The sequence below is a fragment of the Thioalkalivibrio sp. ALJ1 genome, assembly GCF_000745395.1.
GTDB lineage: Bacteria > Pseudomonadota > Gammaproteobacteria > Ectothiorhodospirales > Ectothiorhodospiraceae > Thioalkalivibrio.
This window is the reverse complement of the sequence record NZ_JQIW01000004.1, coordinates 109,465-123,909: the sequence shown is the minus strand read 5'-3', so window position 1 is coordinate 123,909 and position 14,445 is coordinate 109,465. Positions and strand designations below refer to the sequence as shown.

Annotated in this window: 13 protein-coding genes and 3 pseudogenes; 3 read left to right on the top strand and 13 right to left on the bottom strand. The window is 62.7% G+C overall.

Features of this window, described 5'->3' with window-relative positions:
* Positions 1-8 precede the first annotated feature (8 nt).
* Complete coding sequence (locus F462_RS01945; protein WP_038051233.1) at positions 9-788, bottom strand: nuclease-related domain-containing protein; 780 nt, start codon at positions 786-788, stop codon at positions 9-11.
* 31 nt (positions 789-819) lie between these two features.
* Positions 820-1,011 carry a DUF2442 domain-containing protein gene (locus F462_RS14050; RefSeq protein ID WP_081911341.1) on the bottom strand — a complete coding sequence of 64 codons (192 nt, stop codon included), beginning with the start codon at positions 1,009-1,011 and terminating at the stop codon, positions 820-822.
* On the opposite strand from F462_RS14050, the pseudogene F462_RS13070 reads away from it, so the two are divergent.
* Positions 974-1,087 (top strand): annotated as a pseudogene (locus F462_RS13070) (cytochrome c4); the annotation flags it as partial. The gene F462_RS14050 and the pseudogene F462_RS13070 sit on opposite strands and share 38 nt — an antisense overlap.
* Before the next feature lie 36 nt (positions 1,088-1,123).
* On the opposite strand, the gene F462_RS01940 reads toward F462_RS13070, so the two are convergent.
* The 9 genes and pseudogenes from F462_RS01940 to F462_RS01900 form a co-directional block, all read right to left on the bottom strand.
* Positions 1,124-1,867 carry a TolB-like translocation protein gene (locus tag F462_RS01940; protein WP_081911346.1) on the bottom strand — a complete coding sequence of 248 codons (744 nt, stop codon included), beginning with the start codon at positions 1,865-1,867 and terminating at the stop codon, positions 1,124-1,126.
* A gap of 138 nt (positions 1,868-2,005) precedes the next feature.
* Positions 2,006-2,437 (bottom strand): adenylyltransferase/cytidyltransferase family protein, encoded by a 432-nt coding sequence (locus tag F462_RS12940; RefSeq protein WP_018875004.1) that lies wholly within the window; start codon positions 2,435-2,437, stop codon positions 2,006-2,008.
* Entirely contained in the window at positions 2,434-3,360 is a 927-nt protein-coding gene (locus F462_RS01930; protein WP_156100386.1) for a LicD family protein, read from the bottom strand. Before F462_RS01930 ends, F462_RS12940 begins: the two co-directional genes overlap by 4 nt.
* Before the next feature lie 576 nt (positions 3,361-3,936).
* Positions 3,937-4,296 (bottom strand): antibiotic biosynthesis monooxygenase family protein, encoded by a 360-nt coding sequence (locus tag F462_RS01925; protein ID WP_038051230.1) that lies wholly within the window; start codon positions 4,294-4,296, stop codon positions 3,937-3,939.
* 59 nt (positions 4,297-4,355) lie between these two features.
* A pseudogene (locus tag F462_RS13065) lies at positions 4,356-4,540 on the bottom strand (hypothetical protein); the annotation flags it as partial.
* A 188-nt stretch (positions 4,541-4,728) separates the two neighbouring features.
* The gene (locus F462_RS01915) at positions 4,729-5,364 is read right to left on the bottom strand and encodes a hypothetical protein (RefSeq protein ID WP_038051229.1); all 636 of its coding nucleotides are present in this window, start codon (positions 5,362-5,364) and stop codon (positions 4,729-4,731) included.
* Between the two features lie 346 nt (positions 5,365-5,710).
* Positions 5,711-6,772, bottom strand: coding sequence for a hypothetical protein (locus F462_RS01910; protein WP_038051304.1), 1,062 nt, complete (start codon positions 6,770-6,772; stop codon positions 5,711-5,713).
* Between the two features lie 619 nt (positions 6,773-7,391).
* Entirely contained in the window at positions 7,392-8,228 is an 837-nt protein-coding gene (locus tag F462_RS13920) for a hypothetical protein (RefSeq protein WP_244270836.1), read from the bottom strand.
* A 323-nt stretch (positions 8,229-8,551) separates the two neighbouring features.
* Positions 8,552-8,893 (bottom strand): annotated as a pseudogene (locus F462_RS01900) (nuclease-related domain-containing protein); the annotation flags it as partial.
* A 263-nt stretch (positions 8,894-9,156) separates the two neighbouring features.
* On the opposite strand from F462_RS01900, the gene F462_RS13060 reads away from it, so the two are divergent.
* Together F462_RS13060 and F462_RS01890 are read left to right on the top strand one after the other, a co-directional pair.
* Positions 9,157-9,900, top strand: a complete 744-nt coding sequence (locus tag F462_RS13060) for a histidine phosphatase family protein (RefSeq protein ID WP_167549477.1) — start codon at positions 9,157-9,159, stop codon at positions 9,898-9,900.
* Between the two features lie 505 nt (positions 9,901-10,405).
* Positions 10,406-11,875 carry a metal-dependent hydrolase family protein gene (locus F462_RS01890; RefSeq protein ID WP_038051223.1) on the top strand — a complete coding sequence of 490 codons (1,470 nt, stop codon included), beginning with the start codon at positions 10,406-10,408 and terminating at the stop codon, positions 11,873-11,875.
* A 57-nt stretch (positions 11,876-11,932) separates the two neighbouring features.
* Here F462_RS01890 and F462_RS01885 read toward each other — a convergent pair whose 3' ends face one another.
* Both F462_RS01885 and F462_RS01880 read right to left on the bottom strand, forming a co-directional pair.
* Complete coding sequence (locus F462_RS01885) at positions 11,933-12,187, bottom strand: DUF6868 family protein (protein ID WP_038051221.1); 255 nt, start codon at positions 12,185-12,187, stop codon at positions 11,933-11,935.
* Positions 12,188-12,310: 123 nt separating this feature from the next.
* Complete coding sequence (locus F462_RS01880; protein ID WP_038051219.1) at positions 12,311-14,308, bottom strand: S9 family peptidase; 1,998 nt, start codon at positions 14,306-14,308, stop codon at positions 12,311-12,313.
* Positions 14,309-14,445: the final 137 nt, after the last annotated feature.

The window sequence follows — 14,445 nt, the reverse complement described above, 5'->3', positions numbered from 1 at the left end:
GTCACCGCCTACTGGACGGCCTTCGTCCCGCGGCAGGCGGGATACTGCGTGCACCCCCAGAACTCCTGCCCCATATTGGAGCCCCGACGGGCCTTGCGCTTCACCATGGCGCTGCCGCATTTCGGGCAGGCTTGACCTGGCGGCGCCTCGTGACGCTCTCGAAGCTGCTGCACATGGGCCCGGTGCGTCTGCCGCGTGGGTTCCAGCCGACACATCTCGAGCGTCTCGTGCAAAGCCTGTACTTCTTTCTCGCTTAAGGTCTCGGTACGGTACGAGCGCAGATAGCGCAACAACCCTAGACCGCGGACCACGTTATCCGGCATGGGTGTCTTGAACGTGCTCCCCCCGATGAACACCACCACCGAATGGACTGTATCCGGGTCCACCGCCAACGCGTCGGCAAGCGCTTGTTGGTGACGGTAGTTCTGCCGCAGCGGATTCTGGAAGCGGAACGAGTTGCGGTAGATTCGCTGGGTCCACTGAGCCTGACGTGGACCGCCGAAGATCCAGCCGCGCATATTCTTCGTCTCGATGACAAAGATCCCGAACCGCCAGATCAGCACATGATCGATTTGCGTTGTGCCGTTGTCCGTTTCCAAGGTGACGTTATGAACGACTCGGCCCGACTTGCCGTCGAGCCCAAACGCCAGGATCAGGCGGACCACCCACTCTCCCAGCCATCCCTTCACCACCGGCAACCGGCCGATCGCCAACGCCAACAACAGGGGCCAGACCCACCACCAGTGAAGGAGTCCCTGTAGAAACGCCGCGCCTAAGTCGAACTCCATCGCCCCCTCCCAATTGTTCCGAGTTCAGCCTTCACCGCACGGGCGCTGGGGCTCCAAACAGCAGCCCTTCGGTGCGGAGGTCTTCGTCGAGTTTCACCCAGTGGATGCCGTCGCCTCCGCCACAGATCTTCCAGGTCCGCAGTTGCTCCGGGAGAAGATCGTGGGTGTCCTTGTCTTCCCCAAGGGCGCGCGAGACGTCCCTTGCCGGTCTGATGCAGGGCATCGTGAGCGAACGGGAAGAAGAAGAAATGGCGGCCCTGGCGGCCTACTACGCCTCTCTGCCGGCCAGCGACCAGTAACCAGGGCTCGCGGCAACCTGTCCGTTCGGTCTGGCACTATTCCGCTTCAACCGCCTCCGTAGCCGGATCAAACACCCATGGTTCGTCGCCGAGTCGGAACCGAAGAATCCCCCCCACCCAGCCCAGAACCTCGTAGCGTTGCGCCTCCGGGCCCAACTCCCCGTGGTGATCAACGTGCACCAGGATTGCATTCGCTTCCACCGAATCACCCAACGATTCGCGATCCACGACCGTCAGCGTACGGTTCCCGGCCGGCCCTTCCCGCGCGAACACCACGTGGCGCCCATCATCGCTCCAGGGACCGATCGTGACGCGGCCCCCGTACTGAAACGCAGCCGGGCTCGCCTCCCCGCTGTCCGCCCGTACCAGCCAGCCGGCGCTGTGGGCGGCACCACTGGAAACCACCGCTACCCAAGCATCGTCCGGGGATGCCTGGGCCTCCCTGAATCGCATCGTCGCCCCGAAGGCGTTCTGCGCGTCCACCTGGATATCCTCGGGCAGGTCTTCAATGCCAAGGAGCGTGGTGCCCTCTGCCGTCCGAACAGACGCCTCACGGATGTCGAGCGGCGCCAGCACGGACGCCTCCCCATACCCGGACGGTTGCTCGACCTCCCCCCACGGCGTGCAACCACTGGTCACGAGCAACGTGACGACCACACCCGCGGCTACCCGGGGCGCGAGGCGTCGAACCGAGCGGCCGTGTCCAGGCCAGAATGCGCCCGCGCGCGACCGCTCCGCCAGCGCATCCTCGCGTTCTCGACTGTTCGCGCGCTCCCGCATCAACCCTCCATCGACACGCACCTGCATCCGAAGAAATCATAGTGGGTGTCCTCATTGTGGTGCTTTGTGTTGTCTCTCTTTGAAGTTGTACGGCGTTCAAGCCTTGACCCGGCCCCTCGCGTGAATCCACGCGGATTCTTATTTTTTCCTCGCGTATTCTTCCCTCCGCTCCAGCACCCGCTGTATCAGCTCCGTCGTGGAGATGCCGTCCGTATACCGGCAGGGCACCACCCTTTCGGGCGGCAGATCCGGACATTGCGAGCGCTTGACCCCAAGCTCCGCCTCATCGCAGTAGGAAAACGCGTAGGCAGCGAAGCCCTCCGCGTCCAGAAACTCCCGCGTGATGTAAAAAGGCCCGTGCGCCCGCGCCTCGTCCACCCAGCGACAGGAGGAAATCACCGCGATACGCTCTTCCTGCGTCATCACAGGCCGGCGCTTGAAATCCGTCACCCGCGCGTCGTCCACCACGTGCACCACAAGACGGTCCCCGTATTCCCGTGCCTGTTCGAAAAATCGAGCGTGGCCATGGTGGAACAGGTCACCGACAATCTTTGAATAAATGATCCTCATGACTCCACCCGCGACATAGCCGGGCAGGGCAAACGCTGCCAGAGCGGATCGGACGGAATCGCGCGCATGCCGACATGCTTCAAGCCGCGATACTGCCGGTCGTTTCCCTGCACCAGGTGAATAAACAGAAGCGACTTGAGCATCAGCTGGACGCTCTCCCTCGAGAAATCGGTCAGTGGCGAGGTCAGGATGTAATGGTGGAACGCGCTCCTCTCCTTCCAATCTTCATAGTTTTCATCCAGGAAGAGCTCTGGTGGCGACGGAATCCGAACCAGCACTCCGTCCAGCTCCGCCCTCTCCAGGCCGAATGGGGATCGATTGCGTATCAGCAGATCGCCGTAGCATCGGGTATATGTCTGCAGACGGTCGCCGTCTCTTCTGAAGAACACGATGTCCAGAACGGGATCGGTGGCAGTCCGCTGCGCCTTCACTCGGCAGGGCCATGGATCGCGTTGAAAGACCAGGATCTTGTACCCCGCCTTCTTCAAGGCCGCCCTCGTGGCGGAAGCGCTCGTTTCCGGCCAGAAAACGCCCAGATCAATGTCCCCGTCATGCGCCATGAACGCACCCTCGCGCACCAGGCCCAAGAGCGTACCAAAGCAGATGAACACGGATATCCCCTCCGCTTCCAGGGCCCGCAGAGCCCCATTGAGGGCATCTCGCATGTCCGGGCTCGAGTAGGTACCTGTGGCATTCGAGCCATCCGGTTTACGGGTCCGGTAAAGGTGAGGGTTCTGCAGGTAGGCACCGAACAGCCCGTCAATGAGCTTCAGAGAATCGGCGGGTGCGAGGCGGTGGTTGCATGAATGGATCCAGCGGCCCAACAGCGCGATCGGGAGCCGCCGACGGACCCACTGCAGGTGCGCCACCTTCTGGCGTGACGGCAAAGGCCAAAGCGCACGGATATAGAGCTCGAATGCCAAGCCCGCAACATTCCCAGCGACCTTTCGCAAGCGCAAAGCCTGCCCCCTTGCGTATCGGCTGCCCCCCGGAATTAGGCTCGTGGGCCTCAATGACGCTCGGAAACGATATCTACCCGGCACTTCTGGTTCCACGAAATTACAGGGTAACGCGTATGTCACCCAAACGCCTTAACGAGAGGAACAAACCGCAGGGTCATGCCATGCACAAGCCACTGTGCCACTTCTTGCGCGCGTGATGCATAACCAGACTGGGAGAGCGAGACACAAGACCTGACCCACTGTGCTGGATCCCGATGCCTCCGTGAAAACAAGACGGCCCAACTCAGGCCGTCATGAAGTGATGGGCCCTCCCCTTCATTCCATTTCTTGAATGGGACATAGCGGGTGCACTCTGCTTCGTTGCTGGCCCATATGGACAGACCTGTTTTACCGGTGTGGCGCGTTATCGGACCGGCGAAAACGTTGACACTCTCATCCGTTGAACCGATTAAGCGCTGTACAACGCGGAGCGTTCAGGCCGCGACCAAACGGTCATTGCCTACGGTGGGGCCACGTAACCTTTCATTCCGGTCGTGCTCAAGATCGGGCCCCGACATCCAAAGGTCCGGGACGACTCGCGTCATCCGCTCCAGGTGGATCCACGTACCATGCAGGGTCCTCGAACTCGCCAATGACCCGGACGTCCACGCACGCCGCCTGCTCCGCAATGATGCGGAGTACGTCGTCCGGCTGGTCCGCCTCCATCGCATCGCGCTTGTCCTTCGATTCCCAATGCGCGATAGCCAGGAGTACGTGCGGATCGCCAATCTTCCGGTGCAACCGGGTGCCACGGGCACCGGGGGCCTGCTGGATGGTGCGGCTGGCCCGCACCCAGGCATCGGCATACTCCTCGGCGGAAAAGCCCGGACGGAGATGGATCTCGAACACAAAGATCATCCGTTCCCCTCCGCAATCGGCAAGGCCATGCGCTTGCTGCGATGTCGCTTCCGGACGCGTCAGTCGTAAAACATAATGCGAGTATGGGCCGGATCGATATCCGCACGACAACTCGCGTACTCGCAGGCGTCCGCAACGTTGTTGAGCTCGGCCAGCTTCCGCAACAGACCTTCACCCTCCCAGCCACGCTGCATCCCGCTGTGCCGGGCAGCCGTGCACCCGAACCCGCTCCATCCACCGACCAGCGATAGCCCAACCGCCCACAGCGCTACCCGTCTCAGCCCCGTGATCATCCTGCCGCTCCCTGCCCCGTCGCCCAGGCCAAACGAGCCTGAGCCAGTCCGTGCGAATATGCCAACGGAACCCTCGGGGCATGCCTTTGGCGAGACGCGTTTGTAAGCAACCCTGAGTGTCCTCTTCCCTGCCTCTCAACTAGCAGCCACCACCCCCGCCACCTCCGGGGCCTCCACCGCCCCCGGCGCCTCCCGATCCCCCAACGCTTTCTTCCAGCCACATGGCCATGTGGCTGGCGATTGCGATCGCGGCCACGGGGAGGGGCCGCGACGCCTCGAGGAACCAGCCGCGTTCGGACAATAAACCCGTCTTCGGGTCGAATGTGGCGACAGGCCCTTGAGCATCGTAAAGGGTATAGGCGAAATGGTAATGCCAGTCCGCCTGCTGGCCTTTTAACACGTAACCGACATCACGCAAGCGAAATCCGCCACTCAGGGTATTGCGATCTTGGCTGTTTTCCTCGATGCGGGTCACCGTGCCAGCTCCCGCTCGCCACTCCCGTTGACGTCGGGGCATGGAACCAAAGAAACTGACCTCCTGCCGCAGGGTTTTCAGAATCCCACGGTCCGAGCGTCGTGCCAGCCGCATACGGGTCGTGGCGAAGTGCAGTTCGTGTTCCCCGAACAAGGCTGCGAATGTCCCGGGCGGGCGTCGCAGTCGCGCGATCGTGGTGCCGGACATCTTCAGTTCAGCGACCGTGCGGCCATCATTCTTGCCCACAAACGGCAGCCGCTTCAGGGACGACAGCAAGACAAACTCCAGCGACCCCTCCACCGTGGTCTGCTCGCCTGGAGGTGGCGCGGTCTCGGTTCCCGATCCGGTTCTCTTACCAGGGGTCCCAGCGGAGGAACGATCGATCGATTGCCAACGACTAGCTGGTCCAAAACCACGCCTTGCCATGCTGGACTCCTTTCCCTGCGTTGAGACCGAGGTCAGACCTCGCTAACCGCCGGTTCTCACGAGCAAGAATGATGGGTGTCATCTTCTCGCCCACCCCTGAAACCTAGACAGCCCGCCTCAGGCCGTCAAGAAATCATGGCTGTCCCGTTCTGCGCCGCTTCTGCGCCGCTCGTGAGGTGAAATGCTGCGTGCCCTCCTCTCTTGGCATTTGCCGCTGCGTTCAAGGAGACCGAACGCTTGCGAACGCGCGCAGTTCGACTTCGGGGGCATCAGGGTTCAGCGGGGCCACTACGCGCAGTTCCAGCTCCGAGCTTGCACCCGGAGGCAGCGCGGGCACGACGGGGCGTAGCCCATCTGGCCCGGGAAAGATCTCCGCTACTGAGACGCGCCAATCGGGACCGAAGGCCGCCAGCACGGTCGGGTGTCTAACCCGCCCAGTCCCCACCAGTACGGGCTCCGCCTCGGCGGACTGCCCGATGACCAGGTAGAGCGGCCCGACCAGCGCAACGTCGGAGTGGTTGGTGACCCGGACCGTCTGACGAAGCGCAAAGCCACCGGAGGGCCCCGGCTCGCGCGGCTCATCAACTCGAAAGATCACACGGTCGGTCACATCGGCTGGCCGGGAATCCCTCCCTCCGTCGTCACTCGATACACGAACGCCGATCCACTGCGTGGCCGCTCCGGCACGGACCTCGACGGCACTGGTGCCGGGCGCCAGAGACTTGAGTGCCCAGCGATCCCCCTCGGGCGCTCGAACGACTTCTACGACCGAAGGATCCGAGACACGCAGGCGAACCCCCTGGCTCGGTCGGGAGAGATTCGAACGACTGCCCGGGAACCTCCGCCCGTGTACCTCCAGCGTTCGTGTCTCGTCGGGCCCCAGATGAAGCGTATCGGGGCGCACTTCAAGATGTCGGGGCTGACCGAGAACTCTCAGCGCCGCGAGCCCCGGCCGGGTGGCAAGGGGCTCCTCGAGTATCCGGCGCCCTTCATCGGCCCAGGCAACCGAACTCGACCGGATCGTATCCGCCACCGGGAAATGCACCATCCATCCGAGGGTGCCCGCGACCAAGGCGACGCCAAGGAAGGCTGGACCACCGGAGCCCCGAGGACGAAACCATAGCCCCATAAGCCCGGCCAGCAGCAGGGCCGGCCATGGCCACCCTCCAAAAAGCGCTCCCAGTTTCCACCCGAGGTCGCCCAGAAAGCCCGTGGGCACCCCCAGAGCGGCCCGGGTCCAGAAAAGCGCCGTGAGCATGAAACCGGCGAGCCCAACGGCCACGAGCAACCACACTCCCGGAGCCTGCACCGGGGCAGCCGCAAATCGACGGCCAAGCCACGCACTCGTCAGTGCGACCCCCCAGGCACAGACAACAAGCAAAACAACACCCCATCCCCACCGACCCCAGACCTCAGCCGGAGGCAGCGCTACAAGGAGGAGAGTGACCCCGCTCGTTACAGCGAACGCACTCCACCTGAGTGCACCGACGCGCCTCCGGGCTGGTCCCGCCGTCACGCCTGCACGACCCACCGGACAATCCTCCACAGGTAAAGACTCAGGGGCCAAATCACGGGTGTCATCATCTTCGCCTCTTGCCCGACGGGCCCTTGCACCTCACAGCAGGCGGTGAACCTTGCCCGGCCCGTTAACGCCAGTCATTAGCGGCGGCTCGCCTTCTCGTTCACAAGCATGGGCGCAAACATCGGGAGAAAGACTGAGAGTCCTCCCTGTTCCTCTCCGCCATGGTCGACCTTCTCCATGATCGGAAACAGGCCAGTCCCCAGATGTTTTGTGGCCAGGGCCGTACAAGTGAGACAGCAGTAGCCGGCTCCTGGCCTTGAGGATACTGGCTTTTACCTTGGGGGTACTCGAATCACATCGAAGCCAACAGCGTCCGGAGCTAGTCGAAGGGAGATTGCCAGGCGAAAACCGCCGACTCTGATTGCCCGGGTCGCCTCAGGCACAGATGCAGTTCCTGATCATTGCGCCATTGCATGGCGTAGACGGCACCGCTGAGCAGTTGCACGGGCTCGGCGTCGACAGCCGTCAGCCAGGTATGCGACAGCCCACCCCAGCTTCCGCGCAACTCGCGAACCACGTAGGCAAGCTGCATCTGGTCAGGTGACCAGGCGTGGTCAGATACCATCAGCGAGCGCGTACTCCAGCGAACGGGTCGATGTTCACCCAGCACGCGGCCACCCGATAGTTCCAGCCTGATCAGGCGCGGATCCACCTTCTTGACTTGCGCCTTGCCCAGTTGGGTCCAGTCATCCTGATACGGCGGCTCAAATCGCCAGTGACCGATGTCTTCAGCACCACATGCAGCGGTATCGACTCGTTCCATTCGATCGGGCCGGTCAAGGTCGATTGCGTGAACCACAGCCGGTCGTTGCTGGCCGCGCGGTTTCACTCTCAACGATGCGGAGGACGGCTGTACGGGCGTCGCCTCGTTGGCGTCGGGAGGCAACACACCGGTCAGGAGGCGTTGTCCATCACGACTCCAGCAAAGCTTGTCGATTCGTGGTGCGGCGGTTGCCGCGTCACCGTTGCTCTCGCGCCCATCGGGTTCCGGCAGATGGCGGATGCCAGTGTACAGATCGAGCAAGGCCAGCCGATGCTTGGGAGGTGCATTTTCACCGCGATTGGTCCATAGCCAGAACGCCAACCATTGCCCATCGGGCGAATAACTCAGCGGCAGATGATCGCCGCAATCGATGCCCTCGGTACCGGCTACCATCTCACCGCCGGTGCTGGCAGGTTCGGTGTTCGGGTGACATCCTCCCAGGCCAACAACCAGCAAACCGACCAGTGCCAGCCCCGCCAACGCCCGTTCGAAACACCGCATAGACAACTCCACCAAAAGCCCCCGTCCACAAAGCCGCCCTGAACGGCATGCCTGACTCTCGAAAACATGCGCTCAAGTAGCTGGCTCAGTCCAGCGGTAACCACATCATGACGCGCCTTGCAGCAGGAAAGCCCGCGCAAGCAAATGTCGGAGTCTTTTCATACTCACTGCTTTCTTGCCCCCTGATCCCGCGACACGCGGGATACTGCGAGCCGCCCCAGAACCTCGGCCACCGCCCGTTCGTGGCGATGGTTCTGGCGCAACGGGTTCTGGAAACGGAACGACCGGCGATAGGTCTTCGGTGTCCACTGGGCCTGGCGCTCACTCCCAAGGATCCAGCCCCGCATGTTCTTCGTCTCGACGACGAAGACCCCGAATCGCGACACCAGCACATGATCGACCCGCGTGGTGCCGTCCGCGGTGCGGAGCATGACGTCGTGAACCACGCGGCCGGACTTGCCGTCCAGGCCAACCGCCAGCATCAGGCTTACCCACAGCTCGCCGAGCCAGCCCTGCACCTTTGGAAAACGAGCGACTTCAACCAGCGCCGCAAGCAACCAGGCCCACTAGAACTGCAGAGCCGCGTTCACGAAGGCTGGGCCGAGGTCGATATCCAATTCGATTTCCTTAACGTTACTTCCGATGTTTACCGTGGTCCGACCCCGTTATTCAACCGGTCACGTGGGAAAATCCGCGATGGTCTCAAAGGTAACTGGATCGTCATATCGTCGAAACCTAGGTACAACCTCTTTGTGGGACGGTGACTTAGTCGATGCAGCTAGAAGTCGGCACGAATCTCTCACACATGAGGAGACGCTCAATGCTTAGTGCAACGCGTAAATCACTTTCTCTTCGCCACTCCATCTTCGCCCCGCGGCACCTTCTGATGGCTGCTCTAATGGCCTTTTTCGTGGCCGCGAGTTTCGTTCCCGCCATCGCGACGAGCGCCCCGGGTGCACACGATGAGCCTTTAACCATTTATCTCGTTCGTCACGGGCAGACTGACTGGAACAAGGAGGGCCGCCTGCAAGGAGATACAGACAATTCTCTAAATGCGACCGGCCGTTCACAGGCTTACGCAAATGCCGAAGCCCTTGCCAATGTACAGGTGGATCACATTTATCCGAGCGGCTTGGCGCGAGCAATCGAAACAGCCGAAGTGTTTGCGGCACGAGCACCAATTACTCCCCTTACGATGCTAAACGAACGATCGCGCGGCAAATACGAGGGTGAAGTTGCAGAAGAAGTGGCGGACGAGTTTCGCCCGCGGTTTACGGACCTGGACGACGACATGGATGGAGGCGAGAGTCTGTCTTCCATCGCGAATCGTGTAGGTCTTGCAACACGCGAAATTGTTGCCAGCCATCCGTCGGGCACCGTGATGATTGTCGGTCATAGCGGCGTCAATCCACTGGTCATCGCCGAACTCATCGGTATCTCACCCGTAAAAGCTATCGAGGAAATTCGCCAGGGCAATGACGAGGTGATCAAGCTCAAGGTCTTCCCGAACGGACATGTGAGCATGTGGAAGATGGTTCAAGAACATGAACTCGAAATGTTCTGAGAACGGGTTCCGATGCTTCCGACATGAGCCCTTCTAGAAGGAACGAAGTGGCCGAGCCGATCAGCTTGATCGGCCCGGCCCTTTGGTTAACACGGGGCACGTGTGGGGGGGCAGGCCTTGTCTTTTGCCCCTCATGCCCAAAGCGAGCGCAATAAAAGGGCGCCTTCTTGCGGCACCCACTTCTGTTACTACATCGCCATTTGCCTGGCTCCGCTGCGTTGGGTCTCGGCTTCGCCGGATCAATCTCACCCTAACAAGACATCATAGGTGTCCTCTTCTTCCTATCTTCGACCTGGCCCGACAGTCCGGCCGGAGAACGCGGCACCGCGCCCCGGTCAGGCCAGTAGACGCGCGCCCGATCTTGGGTATGCTGCAGGTATGCCCCGGCTATCGCTCGCGATCGGCAGCGGCCGGGATTCCGGCATCCGTGCGGGCGTCGGGAGCGCCGCGATCCGCTCGGTGCCGTATCCAGATGCCGCGCGCGTTAACGAGGAGCCTCACCGTCATGGGCATGGCCTGTTGTGCACCGCACGGCGCGAACGCCGACATCAACCCCTGCCACTGTGGCGCGGCCCATACCCAGGCGGCCCTCCGGCGCATCGAGGCCGACCTGAACCGGCGCCAGTTCCTCGGCGGTGCCGCCGCCGTGCTGGGCATGTTCGCGGGCTTCGGCCTCGCCCCGCGCGAGGTCAAGGCCGGTGAACCCGGGCAACCGCTGCTGCTCACACACCTGCGACTGTTCGACGGCGAGACCCTCGAGATGCGCGAGGACGTGGACATCCTGATCGAGGACGGCCGCATCGCCGCACTACCCCGACACGGCGAGGGCCCGACCGCCGCACGCACAATCGACTGCGGCGGGCGCGCGGTCATCCCCGGCCTGATCGACGCCCACTGGCACAGCACGCTGGTCGGGGTTAGCCAGATGACCGCCATGACAGCGGACATCGGCTTCCTGCACCTGATGGCCGGGCGCGAGGCCGGCGCGACCCTGATGCGCGGCTTCACCACTGTGCGCGATCTCGGCGGCCCGGCCTTCGGCCTGAAGATGGCCATTGACCGCGGCGCGGTGGCCGGCCCGCGCATCTTCCCCTGCGGCGCGATGATCTCCCAGACCTCCGGGCACGGCGATTTTCGCCAGCGCCACGAATTGCCACGCATGCCGAGCACCCCGCCGAATTACATCGAGAGCAGCGGTGTCGCTGCGATCGCCGATGGCGTGGACGAGGTGCTGCGCCGCACCCGGGAACAACTGATGCAAGGCGCCAGCCAGATCAAGATCATGGCCGGGGGCGGCGTCTCCAGCCTGTACGACCCGCTGGACACCGCCCAGTACCTGGAAGAGGAGATGCGAGCCGCCGTACGCGCCGCCGCGGACTGGGGCACCTACGTATGCGCCCATGTCTACACGCCGCAGGGCATCCAGCGCGCGATCCGTGCCGGGGTGCGCTCCATCGAGCACGGCCAGCTCGCGGACGAGGAGACGGTGCGCATGATGGCGGACGCCGACGTGTGGTGGAGCATTCAGCCCTTTCTGGACGACGAGGACGCCAACCCAAAGACGGACCCCGTCTCCCGGGCCAAGCAGCTCCAGGTGAGCGCGGGCACCGAGCGCGCCTTCGAACTGGGCCGCCAGTACGGCGTGCCCATGGCCTTCGGCACCGACATCCTGTTCAGCCCCGAGGGCGCCGCCAGCCAGGGCCGCCAACTGGCCAAGCTGACCCGCTTCATGTCCCCGCTGGAGGCCCTGCACATGGCCACCGGAGCGGCCGGCCAACTGCTCGCCCTATCCGGCGACCGTGCCCCCTACCCCGGCCGGCTCGGCGTCATCGCCGAAGGGGCCCTGGCCGACCTGCTCGTGGTCGATGCCGACCCGTCGGCCAGCCTGGACTGGCTCGATGCACCCGCCGACCACCTGGACCTGATCATGAAGGGCGGCAGCATCGTCCGGAACGAACTGGACCGTACTCTGTAGATCAATATCCGTTGGTCTTCCTGACCAGGAATCGTGGGTGTCCTCTTCTTCGTTCTCTCAGCTGACACCGCGCCCCACTAGCCAGAGAGCCAGTAGCGGGACGGCATTGAACAGGATGATTCCGAGCTTGTAAGCGCCCATGAGGCCATAGTGAATGGCGTCAAACTGCTCCGGCTTCAGCCGAAACCACTTGCTATGAAGTCTATGAATTGAGTCCCGCGCAAACAGAAAGGCAATGAACCAGAAAACAAGAATCCCGTAGTTGATCGCCAGTGAGTACAGCAGGAAATTCCAGAGGAATGCATCGTGCATGGGTCTCTCCTGTGGCAGTTAGCGCTTCCAACACGCGAGGCTTTGTAGAAGGAATTATGGGTGTCCTCTTATCCCTCTCCCCGACTGGCCACCCGCCTCACAATCAATGCCTCGCACTGCGGCTCACGGTTCATGGCGCTCAAACCACTCGAGGATGAGCTCCAGGCGTTTGACCAGATTCACCGGGGTGCCGTCCCGGGACAGGTTGTGGCCTTCGCCATCGAATACCGCCAGTTCACTCTCCACGTCGTTGTTGAGTAGCGCGTAGAACCATTCCTGGCCCTGTCCAATCGGCGTGATCCGGTCATCGGTAGAGTGGATGATCAGCGTCGGCGTACTCACCTGGTCGGCATACTTGAGCGGTGAACGTCCCCAGTAATAGTCGTAGTTCGTCCAGATCGTGCCGCCAAACTCGGCATTCATCCGTGCCGGCACGTAGTCCTGGGTGCCGGCCTCGGAGATCCAGTTGGAGACACTGCGCTGGGTCACCGCCGCGCGGAAGCGGTCGGTCTGCGTGGTGATCCAGTTGGTCAGGAAGCCGCCATGGCTGCCGCCGGTCAGAAACAGGCGCTCCTCGTCGATCCAGTCGAAGCGCTCCAGCGCCGCGTCCAGGGCCTGCATGTTGTCGCGATAGTCGACCCCACCGTAGTCCTGGTGCACCGAGGCCTGGAACTCGTGGCCGTAGCCGGTCGAACCCCGATAGTTGGTGAACAGCATCGCGTAGCCCGCGCCCGCGATCATCTGGAACTCGTGGAACCAGCGATGGCCCCACATATGCGCCGGGCCGCCACGAATGTTGAGTACCAGTGGCCAGTCATCGCCGGCGTCAAATTCTTTGGGCCGCAGCAGGAACGCATCGACCGTCCGGCCGTCCTCGACCTCGTAGCTGAAGCGTTCGAGCTCGGTCCGGTACCGCGATTCCAGCAGGGCGTCGTTGAAACCCGTCAGGCGTCGCGACTCGAACCCGTCACTGTCGGCGACGTGCACCTCCGGCATCCGGGTTTCGTCTTCGACCAGCAAGGCAAGGGACTCGCCATCGGCGGCAAAGTCGACATCGCTGAGAGCGGCTTTGTCACCGAGGACCACCTCGCTATCACCATCGGGGTGCAAGCGAATCAGTGGACGGCTGCCGCGGAAATCCGCCCATACCAGGGGACGATCGAACCCCTCGGGCCACCAGGCCTGCGTGACGGAGAAGTCCATGCCATCGTGCAGTACCTCGTGGTCGTCGTTGCCGATCCCGATGCGGTGCAGTTCCACGGGACGAAAGCGGTCTGACTGATAGAGGAAGGCGACCTGGCGCCCGTCGGGCGAGAACAGTGGGCCGGTGGCACGCCCGTCGGGCGCGGCCAGCTTGCGTTCCTCACGGCTTTCAAGGTCGAGCAGGTAGACGTCCTGATTGAAGCTGCCGTCGTACTCGCGGCCGCTGCGGTCGGCATTGAACGCCAGGAAGCGGCCATCGGGCGAAACCGTCGGGTTGTTGTAGTTCCACTCGGCGTCCCCTGCCAAACGCTCGAGCTCGCCGCTTTCCGCATCCAGCAACCACAAGGTGCGACGGCTCTCATCCAGCCACCCCTGCGACTCACGACGGCTGAGCGGCCGCGAATAGATCTTCACATCCGCCTGCGGTGCGTCATCCCCCCGCTCCTCCTGCGCGGGATCCTCGACGGCCGGGTCGATGGTCAGGGTAACGATCAGGTGTTGACCATCAGGCAGCCATGCAAAGTCCGCGATACTGCCCTGTTGAATCTCGGTGATGGCATGGGCTTCACCACCGTCAACAGGCATCAGATGGATCTGGGCGTCCTCGTCGACGGTCCTCAGAAAGGCCATTTGCCGCCCATCGGGAGAAAAACGGGGATGCCGATCGGAATCACCCTGGGTGAACTGCCGTGCCGATTCGGAGCCATCGGCTGGCACCATCCAGATACTCGATTCCCGATTGTGGCGTTCATCGTCCACGCGACTGCGCACGAAGGCGACATGGCCCGCATCCGGCGAAAGCCGCGGCTCGGTCGCGAACACGAAGTCGTAATAGTCGACGGGCACCATCGGCTCCGGCGCCTCCGCCCATACCGACGGCGTGTAGAAGAGGACGATCAGCAACAGTGTTCGGGTCATGGAGTCCTCGGGGGAAGGGAAATGCGCCCGAGTTTGCCGCAACGAGATCATGGGTGTCCTTTTCTCCCTTTTCTCACCCTGTTCCTTCCGCGCCGGGTGTCAATATTTTTTACGCGCTCGCCCGGACCAAGGCTGAT

Bases quoted from the DNA above. Each gene is read 5' to 3' on its own strand.
- F462_RS01945 (WP_038051233.1), bottom strand. From the start codon at position 788: ATGGAGTTCGACTTAGGCGCGGCGTTTCTACAGGGACTCCTTCACTGG.
- F462_RS14050 (WP_081911341.1), bottom strand. From the start codon at position 1,011: ATGCCCTGCATCAGACCGGCAAGGGACGTCTCGCGCGCCCTTGGGGAA.
- F462_RS01940 (WP_081911346.1), bottom strand. From the start codon at position 1,867: ATGCGGGAGCGCGCGAACAGTCGAGAACGCGAGGATGCGCTGGCGGAG.
- F462_RS12940 (WP_018875004.1), bottom strand. From the start codon at position 2,437: ATGAGGATCATTTATTCAAAGATTGTCGGTGACCTGTTCCACCATGGC.
- F462_RS01925 (WP_038051230.1), bottom strand. From the start codon at position 4,296: ATGATCTTTGTGTTCGAGATCCATCTCCGTCCGGGCTTTTCCGCCGAG.
- F462_RS13920 (WP_244270836.1), bottom strand. From the start codon at position 8,228: ATGGTAGCCGGTACCGAGGGCATCGATTGCGGCGATCATCTGCCGCTG.
- F462_RS13060 (WP_167549477.1), top strand. From the start codon at position 9,157: ATGCTTAGTGCAACGCGTAAATCACTTTCTCTTCGCCACTCCATCTTC.
- F462_RS01890 (WP_038051223.1), top strand. From the start codon at position 10,406: ATGGGCATGGCCTGTTGTGCACCGCACGGCGCGAACGCCGACATCAAC.
- F462_RS01885 (WP_038051221.1), bottom strand. From the start codon at position 12,187: ATGCACGATGCATTCCTCTGGAATTTCCTGCTGTACTCACTGGCGATC.
- F462_RS01880 (WP_038051219.1), bottom strand. From the start codon at position 14,308: ATGACCCGAACACTGTTGCTGATCGTCCTCTTCTACACGCCGTCGGTA.